Origin of the sequence: Chroococcus sp. FPU101, from assembly GCF_017312365.1 — a bacterium.
Classification (GTDB): Bacteria; Cyanobacteriota; Cyanobacteriia; order Cyanobacteriales; family Microcystaceae; genus Chroococcus.
On sequence record NZ_BLJI01000007.1, the window covers coordinates 61,311 to 84,542 of the forward strand.

Consider the following 23,232-nt stretch of genomic DNA (forward strand, 5'->3'; position numbering starts at 1 on the left):
TCAATTTCATGTTAGATACTTCAACCAATTCTCAATTATCAAATCAAACTGATTCTAACCTAACCTATCGAGGATCTATGTACAGCCAAACAAAGCCTGTTAATGATAATAGTGTTGATTTAGCAAATGAATGTATTAATAAAATTTTAGCGGCGGGTAATCTTGAAAAATCGGGTGATCTAACTGGTGCGATCGCGCTCTATCAAGAAGTCATCGAACTTGATACCAGTGGGAACTATAGTGCAGTTGCTCAAAAAACCATTGAAGCTTTAACAAAACAACTAGAAACCATTGAGAGTGTTTTTACTCTCGCGCCATCAGAAACGCTTGATTCTAAAGTTATTGATTCTGAAGTTGCTAAAAAACCTCTCATACAACGTTGGCTACAACGGTTTTATGATCTACCCATTCGGACAAAACAACTCGCAACATTATTACCTTTAGAATTGCTGTCTGTTTTAGGAACCGTTGGTGTCGGTTCTTATCTGATCGTCAATAATGGTCAAGCCCAATTACTCCAACAAGCCAAATCTGAATTAGCCGTTTTAGAGATTAACTACAAAGTTAAGATGAATCAAATGTTTTTTGGTTTTGGTGGTATGGCCACTAATCCAGCAGTTATTAACGCGGCATCCAATAGCTTACCTAACTCATCAGTAACAAGTACATTACGCTTTGAATTATGGAATCGTAAGATTGAAATTGCTACATTAGTGGATAAAAAAAAGCGCATTGTAGCATCTTCTAGTTTACCGCGTTTTGGTACACTTTATGATCCACATGAGTTAGTAACAAAAGCCTTATCATCGGGTGAACAAATCATCAGTACAGAAACCATTTCTTATAATGAATTGGCTAAAGATAGTCCTCGTTTGGCTCAACTTCGAGCGCAAGAATTAGGAATCGATCCAGCAACTAAACCTAATTTTGTTATTCGCTATGTAGTAACACCCGTTCGTGCTTTAAATTCCCAGATTGTTGGGGCTTTAATTTCTGGAGATATTGTTAAATCGCCGATTGCAACTAATACGGTTAATGCTTTTGAGAGTGGATATAGTGCCGTTTATTTAGCTCAACCCAATCAAACTTTTAAATTAGTGACCTCTGTAGTTAAAGCTAATTCTGCGCAAATGGATACTAATAATCTAACCATTTCTAACAATCCCATTTTAAAGGAGGCGATTACAGCAAAAGACGGTCAAATTGTCACAGGGAGAGCCAAGCTAAACAATAAACCCTATACTCTAGCCGCTAAAGCAGTCAGAGACAATCACGGTGTACCAGTGGCAGTTTTAGTACGCGGAACTTCTGAAGAGGGTTTAAATGCACTGATTTTCAATAGTTTAGCCCTACAAGGATTAGTTTTAGCTTTAGCATTGGCTCTCGGTCTTGCTTTAATCTATTTATTAGCACGCACGATCGTTAATCCCATTGAAAAATTACAGAAAGTTACCGAAGCCTTTGCATCTGGCGATCGTCAAAAACGAGCCGAAGCTTTTTCCCAAGATGAGATCGGTCAATTAACGAATACTTTTAACACATTAGCGGATAACATTGTTATCTCAGAAAGTTCCCTCGCCGAACAAGCTAAACAACAAGAATTTGAAGCTAATAAACAACGCCAAGAGAAAGAAAGCTTACAAAAAGAAGTCGTAAGATTACTTCTTGAAATTGAAGAGGCACAAAGAGGAAACTTAACGGTTAGAGGAAAAGTGACTGAGGGTGTTGTTGGCTCAATTGCCGACGCATTTAATACAACCATTAGCAAACTACGGGATTTAGTCTTGCAGGTTCAAGTCGTCTCTAACCAAATGAATGAACTTTCGCAAAACGGTTCAACGTCAGTCCGTCATTTATCCGAAGCCGCTTCTACACAATCGGGTGAAATTAATCAAGCCTTACAAACCGTTGCAGAGATCAATACATCAATCCAAACCGTTGCAGAATCAGCCACCGAAGCCGCTAAAATTGCTCGTCAAGCCTCCTCAGAAGCCACTGAAGGCGATTTAGCAATGGATAAAACCGTCAATAGTATCGAAACGATTCGGACAACCGTCGCTAGTACCGCCAAAAAAGTGAAACATCTTGCTGAATCGTCGCAAGAAATCTCGCAAATTGTCGAAATTATTTCAGGAATTTCCGAAAAAACGAACTTACTGGCTTTTAATGCCTCTGTAGAAGCAGCACGGGCGGGCGAAAATGGACAAGGTTTTCGGGTTGTTGCTGAAGAAGTTCGTCGTTTGGCTGACCGAGTGACGGAACAAACTAAAGAAATTCAAAACCTAATTTACAATATTCAGCAAGAGACAGCGACCGTATTACAAGCAATGGAACAAAGTACGAGTGCGGTTGTGACAGGTACAGAATTCGCTTTACAAACGAAACAGATTTTACAAGGAATTGCCGCAACTAGCCAACAAATCGACACCTATCTCCAAGAAATTTCGAGTAGTACCACGATGCAAACTGAGGCATCACAACAGGTGAATCAAACGATGGAAGATGTGAGCGCGATCGCGATAACAACCTCATTAGAAGCGCAAGATGTGGTGAACTCATTACAAACCTTGGTCGAACAAGCCAAAGCACTGCAATCATCGATCGCTCAGTTCCAGTTGCAGTCCTAATTCTTTTAATTTATTTAATGATCTTGCCCTAAATTCCTATGATTCAGTTAGATGAAGCAACTCTGGCCGCAATGACCCAAGAGGCTAGAATCTGTTTTTTAGAAGAAGATGCCCCAGAGTATTTACAAGCCTTAGAAACGGGTTTACAGAATCGCCATGATCCGAATTTTATCGAATTACTCCGAGCGACCCACTCTCTCAAAGGTGGTGCGGGGTTAGCGCAACTACCCAGTTTAAGAGAGTTAGCCCATCGTCTCGAAGATCTTCTACAAGCGATTCAACTGCAACAGGTAAGCGATGTCGCTGAAAGCTGGACTCTCTTAGAGTGGGGCGTTTTTGAAGTGGCTAATATCTTGAATCATGCTCGTATGGATCAAGTAATTGAGGCTGATTTTGCTCTTTTAGAAATTTTAGCCTCCTTTACACCTACTGAATCGGAAGTATCTACAACCGAGCCGAACCCTACTTTAAATTCAATTCAACTCACCCTGATTCAAAAAGCACTAACTCAAGATTTAGAAGCGTGTTTGACCAGTGTTGAGGCTTTATCACCTGCTGATGCACCCGATGTGATCACTGATGTGCTAACCACCTTTTTTGATCAATGTCTTTTATTAGGTGAAACTCTCGATTTACCTTGGCTAGTTGCCGAAATTGAACCCCTAGAACTGGTTTTAGCTGAGGCTACACCCGAAGAAGCTTTAGCGATTTCTCAACAAATTCTTAGTCAATTACGGTCTTTAAGAGATCAATATTTAATAGAGGTTTTAGCACCCGACCCCGTTGTTAACCCGTCTCCTGTTCCACAAGAAGAAAAAATAATTCTTTCACAAGTCCGCGTTCCTCTAAAACGATTAGAAGGAATGACTTATCATGTCGAAGAACTGATCTTGACGCGGGAACGTCTCCGTTTACAACAAGAGCAATTACAACAGGCTAACCAACGTTTAAAGGATTTATCACAGGTTTTTGAACCGATTCGAGAGCAAATACAATTATTATATGATCAGCTTGCTCTAACTCCTGTTTACTCAAAAAGTATCTTTCCTGCTCAAAGTACCTCACAACTCGATTTTGATGCTCTAGAATTAGATCGCTATACTGACTTACACAGTAGTTTACAAACCTTTCAGGAATTAATCTTAAGGATTCAAGAAACACGCTTTGATTTAGACTTAATCAATCATGATTTTGCTGAAAATTTACAGCAATCTGAAAATAATTTAGATGGACTTTATCATCAACTCACTCAATCTCGTTTAGTTCCTTTTCGTCTTTTAGCGCAACGCTTTATCCCGCAACTGCAAAGCCTTAATCGACGCTATGGAAAATCCGTCGATTTAGTAATTGAAGGAGATGATACTTTAGTTGATCAAGTGGTACTGGAAAATTTACAGACCCCCTTGACACATTTACTCAATAATGCCTTTGATCATGGCATCGAATCGGTTAGGATCGTTTGGCAACTGGCAAATCAGAAACCGCACAAATTCTACTTTCAGCTAAAGTAGAAAATAATATTTTGATGATTCAATTAAAAGATGATGGGCAAGGTATTAATTTAGTTCGCATTTATCAACAAGCTAAAGAGCAAGGTCTTTGTAACCCTGAGTCTACCTTTGAGGATTATTCAAGCGAACAAATTCTAGATTGGATCTTTCAGCCTCATTTTTCAACGGCTCAAACAATTAATGATTTATCAGGTCGCGGTGTCGGTTTGGATATTGTTCGGACGCAGATTCAGCGTTTGCGAGGTACGGTACAAGTTAAAACGCAAGCGAATCAAGGGACAACATTTACATTAAAGTTACCGCTTAATTTAAGTTTAATGTCTCTGTCTTTGGTGCAACTCGAACAACGTTTGATCGCTTTGCCGAGTTTAAGTATTCTTGAATCGATGCCCTATCATGAATTAAATTGGCTTGATGATCGCCATACTACAGTAACTTGGCGCGAACAGGTTTTACCCATCATCTCTCTAAATGAATTATTACCCTGTCCTCAGTTACCATTAGAATCAATTAACCCTCGTGTCGCTTTAGTGGTTGCTGGTTCAGCTACACCTTTTGTTATTTCTGTCAATAGTTTAATTGGTGAACGTTTATTAATTATTAAACCTTTTGATCAAACGATTATTACACCCCCTTACTTAGCGGGCTGTACGATTTTGGGAAATGGGGAAATCGTACCCGTTTTATTACCTGAAGCTTTTGTGATCAATAATTCATTGATACCGCTTAAATCAACGCCCAAAACTAAAGTTAAAACACCGACGATTTTGGTTGTTGAAGATTCTGTGGCGACGCGACGCTTATTAGAACGAATTCTGACACGGGTGGGGTATACAACTTTAATGGCTAGAGATGGACAAGAAGCACTTGATCGACTTGCTCAACATAGTGATGAAATTCATTTAGTGATTTCTGATGTAGAAATGCCTCGTGTTAATGGCTTTGAACTCTTACAGCAAATCCGTTCTAACTCAGAATGGCGAAATCTTCCAATTATTATGGCAACTTCTCGGACAGGCGATCGACATATTCAACAAGCGATGCAACTTGGGGCGAGTGCTTATTTAGGTAAACCCATTCAAGCACAGGAATTATTAACAACTGTTGAAGTCTTGCTATCGGAGCAAAAAACTTAATTTTTTGCCAAACTAATCAAGTCAATCACTAAGTTTTTACTACATTTTTAATACTACTAAAATTTTGTAACATAACCTGAAAAGTAAGAATTATAAATCCGTAAGCAAGATTGGTGAACCTTTATGTGTTTGCGGTGAGGCAGCATCCTCAACTGTTACAGCAATTTTTGAAATCAATTCCTTAGAACGATAAACTCGAGGAACCGTAAAAGTTTGAGAAACAGTTCCTTGAGCATCAACAACAAATGCTTCTGTTAGGATAGCTCCTTTGCTGTCAGTTGTGTAAGGGGCATCTTGCTCAAGCACTGTCCATAAAACATAAACTTTTCCTGGTGGCAAAGGAGGTAGATTTTTTATGGTCAGTTCAGCTTCGAGATTATTTGGGTTAACTACTACTTTAGCCTCAGCCACCTCAGCCGCTTTTGTTCTTTCAAGAGAATAAGTAAGAGTTTCAAACTGTTTTTTAACAGGTTGAGTAGCTTTTAGGGTTTGCCGCAGACGGTAATTGTCTAAGCCCAAAACCAATACTAATAGAGCAGCGATACCACTAGCAATTTTGTACCACGATAAGGAAGATCGCTGGCGTAAGGGATGGCGGTGATTAGTTTGAGCAACAGCCGCCTGAAGAATAGTTGAACGAAGATGAGGAGGGGGTTCTACTTCTGGGAGGGCATAGGGCAAGAGTCCCAAAGCTTCTTCTAAACGATTAATTTCTATAGACAATTGAGGATTCTCTGCCAAAAGTTGCTCTAACCTCTGTGCTTCTTCGGGGCTGAGATCGTTAAGAACGTAACCAACCATTAATTCTTCTAACTGTTCTGGAGGTAAAAATTCAGTCATAATGCCACTATCTCACAAAATCTTCTAGGGTTTGTCTTAGCTTCAATAATCCGAGGCGGGAGCGAGTCTTGACGGTTCCTAGGGGGATCTTTAGCCGTTGAGCAATTTCTGTATAAGTAAGACCTTCGTAATAGAACATCTCCAAGACTTGACGCTGGTTTGGCGAAAGCTGCGCTAAGGCATTTTGAACTTGCTGGGAACGTTCAGCATAAGAGGCTCGCTCAAATGGAGTGTTCGTAAAGGTTTCGGTAGGTTGGGTTCTACGCCATCGCTCAAGAAAATTAAGAAAAGCACCGCGAGAGCGAAGTTTATCAATCGCCCGACAACGAGTCATAGTAGTTAGAAAGCTACTTACAGAGCCGCGAGACGGATCGTACTGTTCTTTACGCCAGAGTGCCAAGAAAATCTCTTGGGTCAAATCTTCTGCTTCTTGAGAATTTTTCAAGATCTGAAGTGCTAATCCATACACAAGCCTTCCATAGCGGTCATAAAAAGTGTCTAAAGCCGAAATTTGTCCAGCTTTTAGGGACTCGAATAACTCTGTATCTGTTGGCGATATTGGAAGTGTCGGATTGTCGCTAGAGTCGTCAGAATTCATATCTTTTGAAGAGTAGACTTAAAACCATCATTAGAAAAGCGATGCCCAATCATAATAACGTAGCTAAGTTCATCATTAGCAAAGTGCCTTTTTATAGCCTTTAAGATAATACGAATGAGCAAGCCGATCGGTTTTCTGATCAGTGTTGATCAGGAGAAATTGTTAAGAAAGATTGCAATTCAGACTTGAAATAAATCTGTAGCAGCATCTCCTCCGTAGTTGTACTAAAGCTGTTAATCAGTGAATCGGCATTCATTTTTTTAAGGCAGAAGCCTAACTATCTAAGCTAAAGACGCTTATTTCAGTCCCCTTGAATGCCTCCTTTAGTTAAGCATTTCACTTACGGAGGGAAAAGTTCCCATGAAACTCGATAAGAACAGTCAACGTATTGCTGCACTAGCGGTAGCCACAGTGTTTACGCTACTCGCTACTGCTCAATCCTCCAATGCCTCTAGTATCCAGTTGATCGGTCTAGACAACAACAATAATCTATTTTTATTCGACTCCAATAATTCCAGTCAAACTCAGACTCGCTCTGTAACTGGAATTACTGGCAATTTGCTAGGAATTGACTTTCGTCCAGCCGATAATCAGCTTTATGGTCTTACGGACACCAGCAATATTTATACGATTAACACTGCTACAGGTGCTGCTACTTTTGTAAGTTCTCTCTCCACTGCATTCACTTCTGGATTTGAGTCAGGTATCGATTTTAATCCAGTCCCCGATCGCCTGCGGATTGTTGGTAGCAATAACCAGAACCTACGCGTTGATGTGGCTACAGGTGCAACTACTGTTGATGGAACACTTGCCTATGGCACTGGAGATGTTAACGTCGGAGTTGAGCCAAATCTTACCGCCGCGGCCTATACCAATTCGTTTTCGCCCTCCCCTGCCCCAAACCGCACAACTGAGCTATTCGGGATTGACTTTGGTCTTGACATCTTAGTCCAACAGAATCCTCCTAATGCTGGCACCCTAAATACAGTAGGTTCCCTTGGCGTTGACTTTGGTTCGACTGGGGGGTTTGATATTCTCTCAACTCAAAAGGGGAACAACATCACTAACATGGCTTTCGCTGCTTCTGGCTCAAGTCTATACACCATCAACTTATCTACTGGTGCTGCTACTACAGTGGGTACGATCGGTAACGGTAACGTCACTATTGTTGGACTTGCTGCTAGAACTGTTCCAGAGCCTAGTACAATTGGTGCTTTACTCGGTTTTTTGACTTTTGGCGTGATGACTCGTTTCCGCCGTCGTCTTAAGTAGCTTAACTAAATAGACCGCTAGGAGGTATATAGCGGTCTAAAAATAAATATTTTAACGGATGAAATAAGGACAAACTACGGTGAAGATACTGAGAAGCGAAAGTAACCTAACACAATGACAAAGAGGCTTGAAAGCTTTCAGTAAACAGCCATTCAAAGTGTCAGCCTTGAATGCTACGAGTCAAGTTCATGCAAAAGCAAAATCATTTACACTCAAATTCGCTGCTTGAATGTTCTGCAAGATCGCTAGGTTTTGCCCTAATGCGTTAAGAATTGTATTAGCCCCGTTTTGAGTTATGGTTAACGAATTAAAGGTTAGATTGGTATTAGCAAAACCGATGACATCAGTACCTGCCGTGAAATCAGTAATAATATTCTCTTGATCGCTGAGATCCTCTTCGTCAGTAACTATCCAGAATTGATCTACTCCTAAACCCCCTGTTATTAGATTATTGCCGCCACCTGAACCAACAAATAGGGTGTCATTGCCTGAACCTGCCAGAATGCGGTTATTAGCACCAGCAAACAGAATATCATCACCACTACCGAGGTCAATTCGGTTGCCACCAATAGCAAAAGTGACATCGACGGTATCATCACCACTACCTGTAAAGAGAATTTGCCCTTCGCCGACAAATCTTTTAGCATCAGGTCTAACACTATCAAATGTGTCATTACCTGGTGTTCCATAAGCGGTCGATGGAAGTGGTGTTTCAGGGGTTCCTAGTCGTGGATCAAGATTGAGTGGTTCGCTTAATTTGAGGGTAATGATTTCATTGTTGTCGATGTCAGACCCACGACCAATGGAGAAGGGATAATTATTATCGTTGGCAACCAGTAGGGTGGTTTCATCTAGAATGATCAGGTTTTCAATGGTGACAAAGGGAAACGTAAAAAGTTGACTACCATCGCCATTGAGATCGTTAGGATCAGCAATATTCAGCAGATTGACCAATTCTTCTTTTTGGACGTAACCGTTTTGATCCGTTTGGGAAATATCAATCTTATAAATTTTCTTGAACTGGGCTGCTGTACTTTGTCCATTATCCCGTTCAATGATTAGAAATTCGGTTTCGTTGATCGGGGTAAAATCACCGATCGCATGACTGGCATTTTCTAATCCGTAGTAACCCACCAATTGATCAGCGAAGGTTTGAGTTGCTACGTCAAATTCATAGATCCGTAAAGCATTAGCCCGATCGCCTGTCACTACGCCTTCAAGTATTGGATAAAGGGTTTGGCGGTCTGGACTATAAGCCATTCCTTCAAAACCTTTAGAATTAGCCAGATTAGCGACAGCCGTTCCAGCTAGTACATCTGGATTACTCAGGGAGCGAACTTGATCCGCAACAATTTGATCTCGTACTTGATCGCCCGTTGCGGGAAAATCAGTAAAAAAGCCATCTACTCCTAGTTGAATAAACTGTTGATATTCTTGTTCGGCCGTTTGTGGGGTTCCATCTGGGTTGAGGACAAGGAAACGTTCTTCATCGCGGAAGGTGTAGGGATGGACTTGTAGCCCTGCTGCATGGGCATCTTCAATTACGGGTAAGATTTCCCCTGTCAGTTGTTCGCTAATTTCTGCAACCCCATCTCTATTACCATCAACGGGTGTAGCTAAAGGTTCGGTTAGTACAAAAGTTCGTTTCCAAGGGCCAATCCCACTGGCATAGTTAGCAACAAAATCTGATAGGAGGTTTTGGCTATCATCACCTTCTTGGTTAATCAAATCACCGTAGTTCGTTTCAGCAGTGATCACATTGCTGCCATAAACCGCAATTGGATCAAAATTCGGATCACTAAAATTTGCAACAATATCGTAGGGTTGAACATGGAATTCATCATACAATTGTACTAAAGGTGTCTTTTCTAGTTCAGTTCCTGCTAAAAGGTTGTTTTGGAGGTCTAAGAGGTTGGCGACTTCAAACGACTGGATAAAAATACGATCGGGATCGGTAAACCCTTGATCTAACAAAGTTTCGACTAGATTTTCCTCTAAAGATAGATCCAAATCATCAAAGTAAGTTGGGTGTTTGGTTTCGGGATAAATACCGATTGTTTGACCCGTTTCAGCTTCTACTTGTTGGACAAGATCAATGATTTCATCTAAAGTTGGGATTTCGTACAAGTCGTTAAACTCTTGAGGGCGATAGGAACGAGGTTGACGCGCCCGTAAAGTTTTAATTTCTTCTAGAGTAAAATCATCGGCAAACCATCCACCAATTAGAGTACCATCCAGCATTTTAATGGTGACGCGATCGGCAAATTCAGCTAAGGTAGCGATGTTAGTGGTTGCTGATAGAACAATCGGACTTCCTTGAGCATCTAACTTAATTGCACCATTTTCATCAAGTTCTACTTGAGCAAGAATTGGTTCATGACGGGCAATTAAAACGCCATCGCTAGTACTGACAAGATCTGGCTCGATAAAATCTGCCCCTTGTTCAATAGCTCTTTTGTAAGCTTCTAGGGTATGTTCTGGTAACTCGCCACTAGCTCCACGATGACCGATAACTAAAGGTTCCTGACCTTCTAGGGTATTCAGATTGGTAATATTAGGGGTAGCAATCGGAGCATCTAACAGAACGCCATTACTATCAAAATGGAGTAGATAGGGGCCAAATTCATCGCCGATCCAGATGGTGCCATCATCAGCAATGACGAGCGATTCTACGTCAAAATCGGTACCTGTAAGCAAGCGATCGTCGGTATTTTCATTAACAATATCAAAAGGAATTAAATTATTAGGATCGCCTAGTTGAATAAAATCTGTCCATTCAACTTCACCAGTCCCATTCGTTTCCGTTTTAAAATCTGGCTCGACTTTATAGATTCTTAGTAGAAAGTCAGCACTATTGGATTTTGCACCAAAACCGTTATCGGAGAGAAACCAGTAATTTCCATCATTGGTAAATTGTACGCCACTAAAACCCTGTACAGGTTGGCTAGTAAAAGGTGTCTCACGATTTTCGGTGTCAATAAAATTACCCGATGATGGGCCAGGAGCAAAGGTATCAGCAGGTAGGGAAGCAAAACCGATTAATTCAACACTACCAGTAAGGGTTTCGCTTGGAGTTAAGTTGCTCCATTCTCCCCCAAGATTAAAAATATATGCAGGTGTATCGGTTCGTCCATGAATAATCGTCATCTTGTTTTACTCTTATGGGAAAATGTCTTGATGACTTTTTTAAGAAAGACAGCAGTTTTTTAGTCAATCAAGCATATTTTTACCAACTTAACTATTAGCAAGTTTCAGGATGCTTGACTAACGAGCAATTCCTGAGACTAGACTTTCAATAAGGTATAGAGCAAAATAGCTCGAAATGTAATTGATTACTAAAGACTCTCCATTACTTCTGTTTTTCCTAAAAAGTCATCTTTTACATTTACTAACTTCTCATAAAAATCAAAAATGGAGGTTAAAAAAAGGATATCAATTTATTAATTTCTGGTTTACATTATGAGATGATGTTTATGTCAAAAAATGAATATGATTATCAATAATTTTAAACTTTCAATTGTTATGTATTATGTAATACTAGGCAACTATCTTAAGGAATAATTCTAAATCCTATAAAAAAGTGATAGAAAGACCAAACCCCTACACTTATTTAAAAAGTCCTATCAATCAGATTTAGCATAGGCAATACTAAGAGAGATTAACTTAAAATATTTTTAACCCCTTTCTCTTTTTTTGTAGAAAGGGGTTAAAATGGTATCTCATTTCTGACAAATGGATGAGCCTGTGATTTCTCGCCCTTGTCAGATCAAGTTTTAACTATGATATGAATGTTTAACGATTAGAAATATCTTGACCCGCATCTTTAGCATTTTCGCCTACTTCTTTGGCGGTTTCTTTAATACTGGTGGTAATTCCTTGTCCAAATTGCCCAAAGGCTTCTGCTGAATCTCTAGTGATATTTTTGACTCGTTCACCTAAAGGTACATCCCCATCTGCTTCCGCTTTAAATTCACCCGTTGTTTTAGGTCTTTCCGATTTTACACTGGTTTCGTGTAATTGATCGCCAATTCTTTCGCCAATTGGTTCTTTAGCCTGTGCTGAATTGATATTGGTTGCCACAAGTAGCACCGCAAGTAAAGTAGCTGCAATCAAACGTTTTTTAAAAGAAGAAATTAGATTTCTCATTGTGATACTCCATTAATGGTTACAAGTTGTATTAGTTAGTTTTTAACCAATCATTTTTTTTCCACACCTGTTTAGATTAACGGTTCACTTTAGGTTTATTCCTCTCACCAAGGTTGTATTCTGCTTGGTCAAAAAGAGCATTTTTATCTTGAATAAAATTTAATAAATCTTGACATTTCGATTTTTTTATGCTCAAAAAGCAGTAAAGACGCTTCGTTCCGAAACGTCTCTACTCTTGAAAATTGGAATTATTCAGCATTCAAAGGCTGGATATTAATGATCGTGCCACCCATACGAGTGATGCGGCGCATTTCTTCGTTCATGCGGTTATAAGGAACTTTAATAAAAACATTACTGCTTTGACGAAATTGATAACTATTCTTATCATTTTCGTCATTTTGTTTAAGTCCTGCGACTTCGTAGACAAAGACGCGACTTGCAGAGGGGTTGCTATCTGCACTTACCATAGCAGCTTGACCTAGCATAATTTTCTTTTCTCCTGGTGAGTTTTAAGCAATAATCAAGTATTAGGCTCAATTCTTATATCGATAAATAAGGAGATAAAAGACCGTTTTTAGCGGCTTTTACCTCCTCATCTTTTAAGCGTCGAGACTAGCGGGCGTAATACTCGCTACTTTTCCGCCGAGACGGTTGATTTGTTGTAAGGTGTTGTTGAGTTGTTCATAAGGGACAATCAAAGCCTTACTACTGCGTCTGACACTGGGATAGCCAGGTTTGCTAATGGCGGCAATTTCTACGCGATAGAGTTTGCCGACATCCCCAAACGCTACGTTACCACCTAATGCTTTAGTCGGTGTATTTCCTGCTTTAGATGGACGATATGCCCAACCGTTGTTATTACCCGAAGGCCCAATAATCGCAGAAGCCGCATTTTGGGCTAATTCTGTACCTAAACGAGTGGTGCTACCTTCAATTTGAGAGCGATCGCTGTTAGCATAACCCCGATACAAACGGAACATCCGCGTAAAACCGACGGTTTTTTGTCCAGTTTGAGTCGCAAAACCACGATAATAAGGGACTATATTTTCACCAAAGTTTTCGATATACTCATCAGAATCGATATAAGAATCGATATCCGCGTCATATCCTTGACTTTCGTATAAATCGAGGTGATAAATGACTTCAGATTCATCGTAGGGCGCACGACCTAACAGATGCTTGTAATTTAGTTCGATGACGCGGGTCTGAAAATTGCCATAAAAGAATTTTTTCTTGTACAATTCAGATTTAGCGACGGCACGAACAAAGTCACGAACTGAAGTCGAACCATTGGTTAAAAGTGATTCAGCACTTTTGAGCCGTTCGGACTCCATGATATAATCGTTACCCAACACCTGACGGTAAACGGCCCGAATGATGCCTTTTGCATCTTCTGTTGTCCAGTCGGGGCGGAGTTCTAAAGGTGTGGAGTCGCTAAATGCAGTGGTACCTAGACGGGAAGCTGCTGTGGTAATAGCCACGTTAGTTAGTCTCCTTTCAATGATGATTAAGCTAATGTAATGCTGGCGACTTGGCCACCTTGACGGCTAATTTCTTGGAGTTTGTTGGATAGTTGTTCATAAGGAATGAGATATTCTTGGTTAGAACGACGAACACGGGTAGTACGTCCTGGTTTAGCACCTTGAATGACTCGCACGCGATAGAACTTACCGCGATCGCCTCCTGATAATCCCGATAGTGCTTCTCCTGTTTCGCCAATATAGACGGGAGTTGCCGAGTTTTGGGCGACTTCTCGCACGAGTTTGGATTTAGTGCCGTTGCCCGATGTGCGATCGCTACTTGCATAGCCTCGATAAAGTTGGAAAATTCGGCTAAAACCAACGGTTTTTTGACCATTTTGCGTGGCAAAGCCGCGATAATAGGGAACAATCCAATCGCCAAAGTTTTCTTGATATTCAGCAGAATCAATATAGGAGTTGATTTCTGCTTCGTAGCCTTCTTGGTTATACAAGTCGGTATGGTAAGCAATTTCTGATTGATCGTAGGGCGCACGACCTAACAGATGCTTATAATTCAACTCAATAAATCGGTTTTGCGGTTGGGTGTAGAAGAATTTATTGCGATAGACTTCTGAAAGGGCTAAGGATCTGATAAAGTCTTTTACACTAATCGAACCGTTGCGGAGTAGTGATTCTGCGCTGGTTAATCGTTCGCTGGACATGAGGTGATCGTTGCCCATTACCTGACGATAAGCGGCACGAATCACGGCTTCTACGTCTTCTGCTGTGCGGTTTCCCCGTAATTCTACAGGATTAGCAGAGACATAGGGTTCATATCCTAGCCGTTGGGCGGCTGTTAAACTGCTCATGAGTATCACCTAACTGTTACGTTTATATAGATATAACAAGGCCTGGACAAACAGCCGATTGCTAACCCAATTGCTAACAACCTCCTGCTTTCCAGGCCGTTAATTCCCTAGATATGACTAGCTTAGGGCGTTAATTGCATAGTCGAGGTAAGAGTTAGCTTCAACAGCAGGATCACCACTTAAACCGTGATTAGCTTTGATGTATTTGAGAGCTTCAACATACCAGCTAGGAGATAATTCAAAGGTACGGTTGATTTCGTCAATACCAGCAATCAAGTATTCATCCATGGGGCCTGTTCCACCAGCAACTAGACAGTAGGTTACCATGCGGAGGTAGTAACCGATGTCACGAGCGCATTTGTCTTTACCACGTTGGTCAGCCGCGTAGTTAGGGCCTTGCATTTGAGTGGTGTAGGGGAACTTGTTGTAGACTGCTTGAGCAGCACCTTGGGTGAGTTGGCTTGATTTTTCGGTTAATGCTTTAGCAGCTTGTAAGCTTGCGTTAGCTTGACGGAAACGACCGAAAGCGGTTTGGATTTCGGTGCTGCTAAGGAAACGTCCTTGAGAATCAGCAGCAGAAATAGCTTCTGTTAAGGGGGTTTTCATGATGTTGGTATCTCCCAATTAAGTTTGCAAAGTTTTCCTACACGTTACAGACAGGCGGTATGCCAGTTAGGCGTTACTTAATATAAATTAAGCAACAGCAGCAGCAGCCCGATCAAAGTAGCTAGAGATTTCAGCCATTAACGCACTGCAATCACCTTGAGTGATGCCGTTACGGTCGTTAGCGATCGCTAGAGCAGCTTCTTTCATTTTTTGAACACCAGAGGCAACGGAAGCACCAGGAACTCCTAAAGCTACATAGGTTTCACGTAGACCGTTTAAGCAACGATCTTCGAGTACACTAGCATCACCTGTGAAGGTAGCGTAGGTTACATAGCGTAAGATGATTTCCATGTCGCGTAAGCAAGCAGCCATGCGACGGCTGGTGTAAGCGTTTCCACCGGGAGCAATTAGTTGAGGCTGTTCAGCAAATAAAGAACGACCTGCATTAGCAACGATTGAAGAAGCGTTGCTGGTGATGCGGTTTACTGAATCCATACGCTTGTTGCTTTCTGCAACCATTTTGGTCAGTGCATCGAGTTGGTTGGAACTTAAGTATTCACCACGAGCATCAGCTTGAGCAACAACTCTTGTAAATGCGTCAAACATTGGATCTATCTCCTACTTGACTTTAATTGATTATTTGAATTGATCCCCTTTTAGGGGTTTAGCTTTTTAGGTCACTTGGTTGGTGTACCTGAGAGACTATTTTAAAGGTTTTTTTGATCGTTTTCTCAGTTTGTTGTAACAAATCCTAAAAAAACTTTACCTTTGTCTCATAAACCTCGAAAAGGGGACAAACATTTAGTTTGTTTAACGTTGATTGTTATTTTTACCCCTCAAATAATTTTTATACACTGCTATCGTGTCTTGATCTATTACGTCTTGTTAAGTTTTTTGCTGTTCTTGTGTAAAGAAATGTAAACACTAAGTTAAAGGCGAGGAGGGTCATTTGGTAGTTTCTTCTCAAAAATTTAGATTTTCTTAATATTTTTGTCAAGAAACTTGATGTTAACCTACTTGATAGGCTAGTGTGTCACTTTTTGATCTAACACTTAGGCAGAGGCGCAAGATTAAGAACAGGATTAGGATTAAGGGATTATTCTGTCTGGTGTGACTTGCTGTACCATGAATCCTGAGCCATCATCAAAGAAAATTCATCTGGAAATTAGGATTAACGCTACTAATCCTCTTTTACTAGAAGGTTTAGAGACATGGTTAAAGTTAGGTTTGATTAATGAAGCGCAAGTTAGAAAGATTAGTCAACAATATTTAATTTGTTCTTTGCCAACAGTGACTAGCTTATCTTCTGTTGATTCGCTACAGGTTGTTGAGTCAGAAAGTGTAACTCAATCAACTTCATCTAAAATCCGAACAAATCTTATTCAAACTTTTTTCAGTCAATTCATTACTTCTTTTCGAGAAGAATTAAGTTTACGTTGGTTATTGTTTTTAGGCTTATTTCTAGTCATTGTTTCATCTGGCGTTTTAGCCGCTAGACAATGGCAAAATTTTTCGCCTATTGAACAATATTTAATTCTCTGGTCTTATACCTTAGTCTTTTGGTTGATTGGTTTTTGGTCAAAACGACAAAATAATTTGCAACTGACTTCACAAACTTTACAAGCTATTACATTATTTCTAATACCGCTTAATTTTTGGGCTATGGATACTTTTCAATTATGGCAACAAAGTTTAGGAAGTGGAATTATTCTTACTGCAACTCTTAGTTTATTAGGAATTTATTATTATTCTCGTCAGACTAATTATAATCTCATTGGACAAGGTAACTATATTGTTTTAAATCTTTTACATTGGGGTTGGCTAAATACAATATTTTCTATTTCGGCTATTTATTTTGGAACTGTTTTAACGGCGATTCATTTAACATTTTTGAAGACAAACGAACTTAAAAGAAATAACTTTAGCAAATTTTTACTAATCTATGGATTATCCATTTTATTAATTAGAGGAATCTTTTTTGTCAAATTATCTTTAGCCTCATTAGGTTTAGCAATTAGTCTTTGCGGATGGTTGCTTAGAAAACAAACTGAAAAAGTTACTCTTTTAGATAAAGTTTTAGATATTGTCGGTTTTATTTTACTGATTTACGGTTGGGTCATTGCTTTCTTTAATGGTGTAACTTGGCAAGCATTAGGAATTACCGCATTAGGTTTACATTATTTTTGGGAAAAATTACGCACAAATTGGAAATTAATCAATTTATTCGCTTTATTCATTATTGGTTTTCAAAGTTTGTTTTTGATAGAAGATTTAATCCCGATTGAAATCCGAAAGAATATTAATAACATTTGGTTGCAGTTTAGTCAAACTCCAGACTATTCTCTATCAATTTATAGTCTGACTTACTTTCCCTATATTTTACTTTGGGTTTGGTTTACAGGTTGGCTAGATCGTCAAGAAAAACCAAAATTAGCTAGTTTTGGAGAATGGTTAACTCTCGGTTTAAGTATTTGTTTAACCAGTGTAAGTTTAGAATCAATTGCAGGACGATCGCTAAATTTATTACTTTCTACAAGTACACTGGTTTATGTAATCTCATCTCGTTCTTTAAGAGTTCCATTAATTTATTTTACTCATGCACTTGGTTTGCTGACTATTATCTCTTGGATTGATTGGCGTTTTAGCTCTCTAAATTTAACTCAGTGGGGCTATTTTTTAATTTTATTAACAGTTGGTGAGTGGTTAAATAGTCTGCGTTATAAACCGTTATTACCTCGCAATAAAAAACAATGGTTATTTTTAAGTAGTTGGCATTTTGGATTTATTTTATCCATCTTTAGTTTTTGGTCTTTTCTATTTTCATTAAATCAATATTTTGCTCAAGGAATAAAGCAATATAGTATTATAGCCTGGCTATTTATTCCAAGCTTTTTAACAATTATTGCAATCATAACGCGAAAAAAACGCAGTAGACAAGCAGCTTTATTCAGTAGTTTTTCTTTTGTTTTTGCACAGTTTTTAACGCTTTGGCAACCTAGTATTAGATTAATAAGTTTGGGATATTCTGCAGGAGTAATGATTATTAATAGTTTTTACTACAAACGTCCACTTACAGCAAGACTACCTATTCTATTAATTTTTGTTCTGGGAACTTGTTGGATTTTTGAACAATGGTTGATAGAAGGAAATATAATCACAGCTTTCTTTTTACGAGAGTGGGTTTTATTCAGTGGAATTTATCTCACTTGTTTATGGTTAATTAAAAATTGGATTAAACAGCGATCAAATAGAATATCATCAATTTATACTATAGCATTAGAGCAAATTGCTAGTGTTCTTTGTATTTTTGAGTTATTTCGATTTACTTTACATACTTTTTTATTAATCTTCAATGAATTTAATACATCTTGGCACTGGCTTGCAACAGCTATTTTAATCGCATTTAGTTTAGTTTATCGTTATTGGAAAGAACCCTTAGAAATCGCTGTTTATGGTTCGCTTTTATCTATTGAATTTGTAGTCATAGAAAGTGTTTATTTATTTAATGGCTCAAAATTAGTAATTTCTGCCATTAATCTATTTTTAGCTTTTGTTAGTTTTTATTTAACTCGTTTATTATTCTCTCAGTCTCCAAGATTTAGACAATTGAAGAGTTTACAGATCTCACCTTTATTATTTGCAGGAATGGTAATACTTTGGCGATTTGGAGAGTTTACAAGTTATACAGGTATATTAACTTTAGGCGTGGCGATTGTTGGGTTATGCGTCAGTAGTCGCTTTCCTCTAAATAAAGCTTTAATTTATTTATCTTTATTTGGTATTACTTTAGCCTTTCACGAAATCATTATTTATCAATTGTGGAAAAACATTAACTATTCATTAGCCAATGAGTTAATTAGTTTAAGTTTAATGCAAGTAGGTTTAGCTTGTATTTATCGATTATTCATCTGGTCAAGCAGAACAAGACAATTTGAAGCAATTCGTCATATCCCTTTAGGAATTTTAGAAAGAATTGCTGAGATCAACTGGGGAATTTCTATGATCCTTAAAATCTTAGCTTTAATCAGTGCTGTCTTTTTAGTTCCTCAATCTTACCCTAATAGTATTCTTTTTTGTCTTACCTTGATAGTTTCTATTTATGCCTTATTTAAAGCACGTTATACAACTTTAAAAAATCGATGGGTTTATCTAGGCTTCTTTGATATTTATCTTACCGTTATTTTTGCTCGTTGGATTTGGCAACAATTAGAAATATTAGATCCTTATTTTGGCTTGAGTTCTGTCATCATCGCTCTAATCATTTATAATCTTCCTTGGGCTAGATGGGGATGGCATCTTAAAGCTTGGCGCAATGTTGCTTATAGTGTATCGCTGATTACGGCTGTTCTCACCTTTTCAGAAATTTCTAATTTTAGTTTATTTGCCATTGCAGGTTTTTATATTTATTTAGCCTTCCATCAAAGAACAATACGCTGGAGTTATATCACTGTAGTTATTCTTAATTGGCTCGATTTTCGGTTCTTAGATAGACAAAATCTAACTGATATTTTTTACTATACATCTGCCATTGGACTATCTGTTTTATATCTAGCTCAAGTTGAACCCAAACTACAAGAATCCCATAACCGAAAAATCCGTCATTATTTAAGAATTTTAGGCAGCAGTATTATTAATGTCCCTGCTTTAGTGTTCTATCAAGAAACAGGACTGACACCAGCAATAATTAGTTTACTAACAGTTTTAGTAGGTTTAGGATTAAAAATTAAGGCTTTTCTATTGGTGGGTACACTTACCTTTATGCTGACGGTTTTCTATCAACTTATTGTACTCAGTGTTCAATATACTTTGCTAAAGTGGATTATTGGTTTAGTGGTGGGTATTCTGTTAATTACTGTTGCTGCTAATTTTGAACGAAGACGGGAACAAATGCTAAACCTCATACAGAATTCTTTAGAACAATTCAATAGATGGGATTAAAGCCAATAAACCACACAATCGAAGTAATTTGTGCTACGATTTGGGATAAATTTAGATATTTGCAAGACCGATGAGTAAGGTTTTGGTTTTGAATGCTTCTTATGAACCGCTAAATATCACGAGTTGGCGAAGGGCGGTTGTGTTGTTACTAAAGGGAAAAGCAGAACAACTTGAACACAATGGACATTATGTGTATGCGGGTTTTCCTCTTCCTTCTGTCATTCGGTTACGTCACTATGTCAAAGTCCCTTACAAAGAAATTCCGCTAACCCGACGCAACATCTTAGAAAGAGATCACCACACGTGTCAATATTGTAGTTATAAGGGGGAACATCTAACACTAGACCACATGATACCCCGTTCCAGAGGTGGAGGCGATACTTGGGAAAACTTGGTTAGTGCTTGCGTCAGATGTAACGTCAAAAAAGGAAACCGAACCCCCAAAGAAGCAGGAATGACACTCCTTAATCAACCCCGTAAACCTTACAGTAGTCTACATTTTGAGCTTTTAAAACATACAAGGGGCAATCTGAATCATGAATGGCGTAAATATGTGATTGGCATTTAAAAAAGATTATTGATTGATTGTAAGACGCAATGAAAGCTAGACCTCGAAGACTCATCATCACTTCTAGGTTAGAGAAATCGGAATTTTCTAAAATTGGATACTCACTGACCTTTCCAAAAGCCGATATAATATGATCTTTCTCAAAGAGAGTAGGTATCGATGTGTTAAAAGGAAGAGATATTCTGAGAATCACAGACCTTAGTCAAGAAGAAATTAAAGATTTATTAGACTTAGCCACTCAACTGAAAAAAGGTGAACTCTCACTCGCTTGCAAAAAAGTCTTAGGATTATTGTTTTATAAAGCTTCAACACGGACACGTGTTTCTTTTACTGTAGCTATGTATCGCTTAGGCGGTCAGGTTATTGATCTCAATCCCAGTGTAACGCAAGTAGGTCGCGGCGAACCGATTTCGGATACTGCTAGGGTTTTAGACCGCTATTTAGACGTTTTAGCCATTCGTACCTTTGAACAAGAGGATTTAGAAACCTTCGCTAATTATGCCGATATTCCCATTATTAACGCCCTGAGTGATTTAGAACATCCCTGCCAGATTTTAGCCGATTTATTAACGATACAAGAATGTTTCGGTACTTTGAAAGGTTTAACCCTTGCTTATGTCGGTGATGGTAATAATGTTGCCCATTCTTTACTCTTAGGTGGGGCTATCATGGGGATGAATGTTCATATCGCTTCACCTCAAGGTTATTACCCTGACTCAACCATTGTCGAAACGGCCTCTACTTTAGCTGCATCGGGTGGTGGCAAAATTTTAATTACAGAAGATCCTATAGATGCGATCGCAGGTGCACACGCATTATATACTGATGTTTGGGCGAGTATGGGTCAAGAAGATTTAGCCGAGTCTCGAATGCCGATTTTCCAATCCTATCAATTAAATACAGATGTACTAAAAAAAGCCGACTCAGATGCGATCGTTTTACACTGTTTGCCCGCCCACCGAGGAGAAGAAATTACCGAGGAAGTGATAGAAGGAAAACAGTCTAGAGTCTGGGAACAAGCGGAAAACCGAATGCACGCCCAACAAGCTTTATTAGCCAGTGTACTAGGTTTAAAAGAACAGCAAAATTTCTAACCATTTTTAGAGATCTATATGTTCTGACACACGTTAGCATTGAATTAAAAGTTAAAAATTTTGAGAACGTATGGCAGCAGAAGCAGAGGTTAAAAAATATTTTGCCTATTGGTTTGGGTTAGGTAAGCGGGTTGTACTGAAAAATGGTCACCAAACCCTGCTTCCTCAACCTATTTATACTGGACAAGACTATTCAAACGAATTTAAAGCTGTCTGGCAACAAATCATCGACCCAAAAAACGGTGATAGTTATTTAGAAGGAACCGAAGAAACCATACAAGAACTGTTATCCCCTGCATGGGATGTGAGTTCTTGCGCTAGGTGTACGATGCCCGTTCCGCTAAAAGTTGCCAGTCAGCCGTCTTTAGTGTGTCCTTGTAATGATTTAGAGACTTGGCCAAATACAGAATTACCCTTACCCCGTTCACCCATCGATACACAAGACCGCTTACAACAAATTCGTCAACGTTTAGGTAAAATTTAAACCTGTTCAGCCAATTGTTTAGCATCTCGATGTCGGGGAACTTCATAACTAAAAAAGTCATAGGCTAGTTTTGTATTCGGAAAAATAGCCTGTGCTTCAGTTAATAAATCATGGACATCTAGAGGATTGCCTGGGGCATAACGTGGGCTAAAATGAGTCATAATCAGAAGTTTGACTCTAGCAGCTAAAGCAACTTGGGCCGCCATCGTTGAAGTAGAATGTAACCTCTCAAAAGCCATTTCTGCATCTTGATGGGCAAAAGTCGCCTCATGAATCAGTACATCAACATCTTGGGCTAGTTTAATCGCTGCTTCACAAAAAACGGTATCAGTACAATAAGCTATTTTGCGCCCTGGTTCCATTGCCCCACATAAATCTTGTCCGCGAATTCGTCTACCATCTGGTAACGTGACACTTTCACCGCGTTTTAATTGTCCATAAATTCTTCCTGCTGGAATACCTAATGCTTTTGCCCGTTCTGCATCAAAACGTCCTGGTCTATCCTTCTCGGCAATACGATAACCATGCGCGGGAATACGATGTTTTAGTAACTCACCGCTAACGGTAAATTCTTCATCTTGAAAAATGACCCCCTCCGAAACAGTATGAACATTAATGCGATGTCCGATATTCATATAAGAATATTTGGCACAAGCGCGTAAATATTCCCCTAAACCACTGGGGCCATAAATATCAATTTCTTGACCACTTCCCGCTAACCCGCAACTGGCTAACAGTCCCATTAAACCAAAAATATGGTCGCCGTGCATATGGGTAATGAAAATTCGCCGTAGCTGAGAAGTGCGTAAATCACTCCGTTGTAGTTGATGTTGCGTTCCTTCTCCACAGTCAAATAGCCAAAATTCCGCCCGTTGCGGTAAACGCAAGGCAACACTCGAAACATTACGCGAACGGGTAGGAACACCTGAACTGGTTCCTAAAAAAGTGATTTCCACAGTTTTTTGAAGGTTTAAATAGAGTTTATCGGTTTTTGTTGTTAAGCACGGGTGTCTAAATTATAACGTTCACATGAAAAAACTCGCTCTTTGTGTTAGTCTGATCGCTCTACTTGGGCAAACTAAG

At 39.1% G+C, this 23,232-nt stretch carries 18 protein-coding genes; 8 read left to right on the forward strand and 10 right to left on the reverse strand.

Translation table 11 applies throughout. The features are described from left to right. Window positions 1-8: 8 nt before the first annotated feature. From CFPU101_RS09075 to CFPU101_RS25515, 3 genes are read left to right on the forward strand one after another with little or no spacing between them, the layout of a single operon-like run. A complete protein-coding gene (locus tag CFPU101_RS09075; protein WP_206815039.1) occupies window positions 9-2,627 on the forward strand; it encodes a methyl-accepting chemotaxis protein in 2,619 nt (872 codons plus the stop codon). Window positions 2,628-2,665: 38 nt separating this feature from the next. Then, complete coding sequence (locus CFPU101_RS25510; protein ID WP_242577843.1) at window positions 2,666-4,138, forward strand: Hpt domain-containing protein; 1,473 nt, start codon at window positions 2,666-2,668, stop codon at window positions 4,136-4,138. Continuing rightward, a complete protein-coding gene (locus CFPU101_RS25515; RefSeq protein ID WP_242577845.1) occupies window positions 4,087-5,274 on the forward strand; it encodes a response regulator in 1,188 nt (395 codons plus the stop codon). Before CFPU101_RS25510 ends, CFPU101_RS25515 begins: the two co-directional genes overlap by 52 nt. A 90-nt stretch (window positions 5,275-5,364) precedes the next feature. Here the strand turns inward: CFPU101_RS25515 and CFPU101_RS09085 are convergent, their stop codons facing one another. Together CFPU101_RS09085 and CFPU101_RS09090 are read right to left on the reverse strand one after the other, a co-directional pair. Then, window positions 5,365-6,114: an anti-sigma factor gene (locus CFPU101_RS09085; protein ID WP_206815040.1), complete on the reverse strand. Its 750-nt coding sequence runs from the start codon at window positions 6,112-6,114 to the stop codon at window positions 5,365-5,367. Between the two features lie 7 nt (window positions 6,115-6,121). Next, window positions 6,122-6,712 (reverse strand): sigma-70 family RNA polymerase sigma factor, encoded by a 591-nt coding sequence (locus tag CFPU101_RS09090; RefSeq protein ID WP_206815041.1) that lies wholly within the window; start codon window positions 6,710-6,712, stop codon window positions 6,122-6,124. A gap of 360 nt (window positions 6,713-7,072) precedes the next feature. On the opposite strand from CFPU101_RS09090, the gene CFPU101_RS09095 reads away from it, so the two are divergent. Then, the gene (locus tag CFPU101_RS09095) at window positions 7,073-7,984 is read left to right on the forward strand and encodes a DUF4394 domain-containing protein (protein ID WP_206815042.1); all 912 of its coding nucleotides are present in this window, start codon (window positions 7,073-7,075) and stop codon (window positions 7,982-7,984) included. 186 nt (window positions 7,985-8,170) lie between these two features. Here CFPU101_RS09095 and CFPU101_RS09100 read toward each other — a convergent pair whose 3' ends face one another. From CFPU101_RS09100 to CFPU101_RS09130, 7 genes are all read right to left on the reverse strand, one after another. Continuing rightward, the gene (locus CFPU101_RS09100) at window positions 8,171-11,131 is read right to left on the reverse strand and encodes an esterase-like activity of phytase family protein (protein ID WP_206815043.1); all 2,961 of its coding nucleotides are present in this window, start codon (window positions 11,129-11,131) and stop codon (window positions 8,171-8,173) included. A gap of 645 nt (window positions 11,132-11,776) precedes the next feature. Further along, the gene (locus CFPU101_RS09105) at window positions 11,777-12,130 is read right to left on the reverse strand and encodes a hypothetical protein (protein ID WP_206815044.1); all 354 of its coding nucleotides are present in this window, start codon (window positions 12,128-12,130) and stop codon (window positions 11,777-11,779) included. Window positions 12,131-12,378: 248 nt separating this feature from the next. Then, a complete protein-coding gene (locus CFPU101_RS09110) occupies window positions 12,379-12,615 on the reverse strand; it encodes a phycobilisome linker polypeptide (protein WP_206815045.1) in 237 nt (78 codons plus the stop codon). 114 nt (window positions 12,616-12,729) lie between these two features. After that, a complete protein-coding gene (locus CFPU101_RS09115; RefSeq protein WP_206815046.1) occupies window positions 12,730-13,611 on the reverse strand; it encodes a phycobilisome linker polypeptide in 882 nt (293 codons plus the stop codon). Between the two features lie 26 nt (window positions 13,612-13,637). Then, a complete protein-coding gene (locus CFPU101_RS09120; RefSeq protein WP_206815047.1) occupies window positions 13,638-14,459 on the reverse strand; it encodes a phycobilisome linker polypeptide in 822 nt (273 codons plus the stop codon). Window positions 14,460-14,576: 117 nt separating this feature from the next. Beyond that, the gene (cpcA, locus tag CFPU101_RS09125; RefSeq protein WP_206815048.1) at window positions 14,577-15,065 is read right to left on the reverse strand and encodes a phycocyanin subunit alpha; all 489 of its coding nucleotides are present in this window, start codon (window positions 15,063-15,065) and stop codon (window positions 14,577-14,579) included. 87 nt (window positions 15,066-15,152) lie between these two features. Continuing rightward, window positions 15,153-15,671, reverse strand: a complete 519-nt coding sequence (locus tag CFPU101_RS09130) for a phycocyanin subunit beta (RefSeq protein ID WP_206815049.1) — start codon at window positions 15,669-15,671, stop codon at window positions 15,153-15,155. A 519-nt stretch (window positions 15,672-16,190) separates the two neighbouring features. Between CFPU101_RS09130 and CFPU101_RS09135 the strand changes: the two genes are divergently transcribed. From CFPU101_RS09135 to CFPU101_RS09150, 4 genes are all read left to right on the forward strand, one after another. Then, window positions 16,191-20,003: a hypothetical protein gene (locus tag CFPU101_RS09135; protein ID WP_206815050.1), complete on the forward strand. Its 3,813-nt coding sequence runs from the start codon at window positions 16,191-16,193 to the stop codon at window positions 20,001-20,003. A 70-nt stretch (window positions 20,004-20,073) separates the two neighbouring features. After that, window positions 20,074-20,571, forward strand: a complete 498-nt coding sequence (locus tag CFPU101_RS09140; RefSeq protein WP_206815051.1) for an HNH endonuclease — start codon at window positions 20,074-20,076, stop codon at window positions 20,569-20,571. 155 nt (window positions 20,572-20,726) lie between these two features. Beyond that, window positions 20,727-21,665, forward strand: a complete 939-nt coding sequence (gene argF, locus CFPU101_RS09145; RefSeq protein ID WP_206815118.1) for an ornithine carbamoyltransferase — start codon at window positions 20,727-20,729, stop codon at window positions 21,663-21,665. 70 nt (window positions 21,666-21,735) lie between these two features. After that, window positions 21,736-22,149 carry a hypothetical protein gene (locus CFPU101_RS09150; RefSeq protein ID WP_206815052.1) on the forward strand — a complete coding sequence of 138 codons (414 nt, stop codon included), beginning with the start codon at window positions 21,736-21,738 and terminating at the stop codon, window positions 22,147-22,149. On the opposite strand, the gene CFPU101_RS09155 is transcribed toward CFPU101_RS09150, so the two are convergent. Continuing rightward, window positions 22,146-23,105: a ribonuclease Z gene (locus CFPU101_RS09155; RefSeq protein WP_206815053.1), complete on the reverse strand. Its 960-nt coding sequence runs from the start codon at window positions 23,103-23,105 to the stop codon at window positions 22,146-22,148. The genes CFPU101_RS09150 and CFPU101_RS09155 overlap by 4 nt on opposite strands. Window positions 23,106-23,232: the final 127 nt, after the last annotated feature.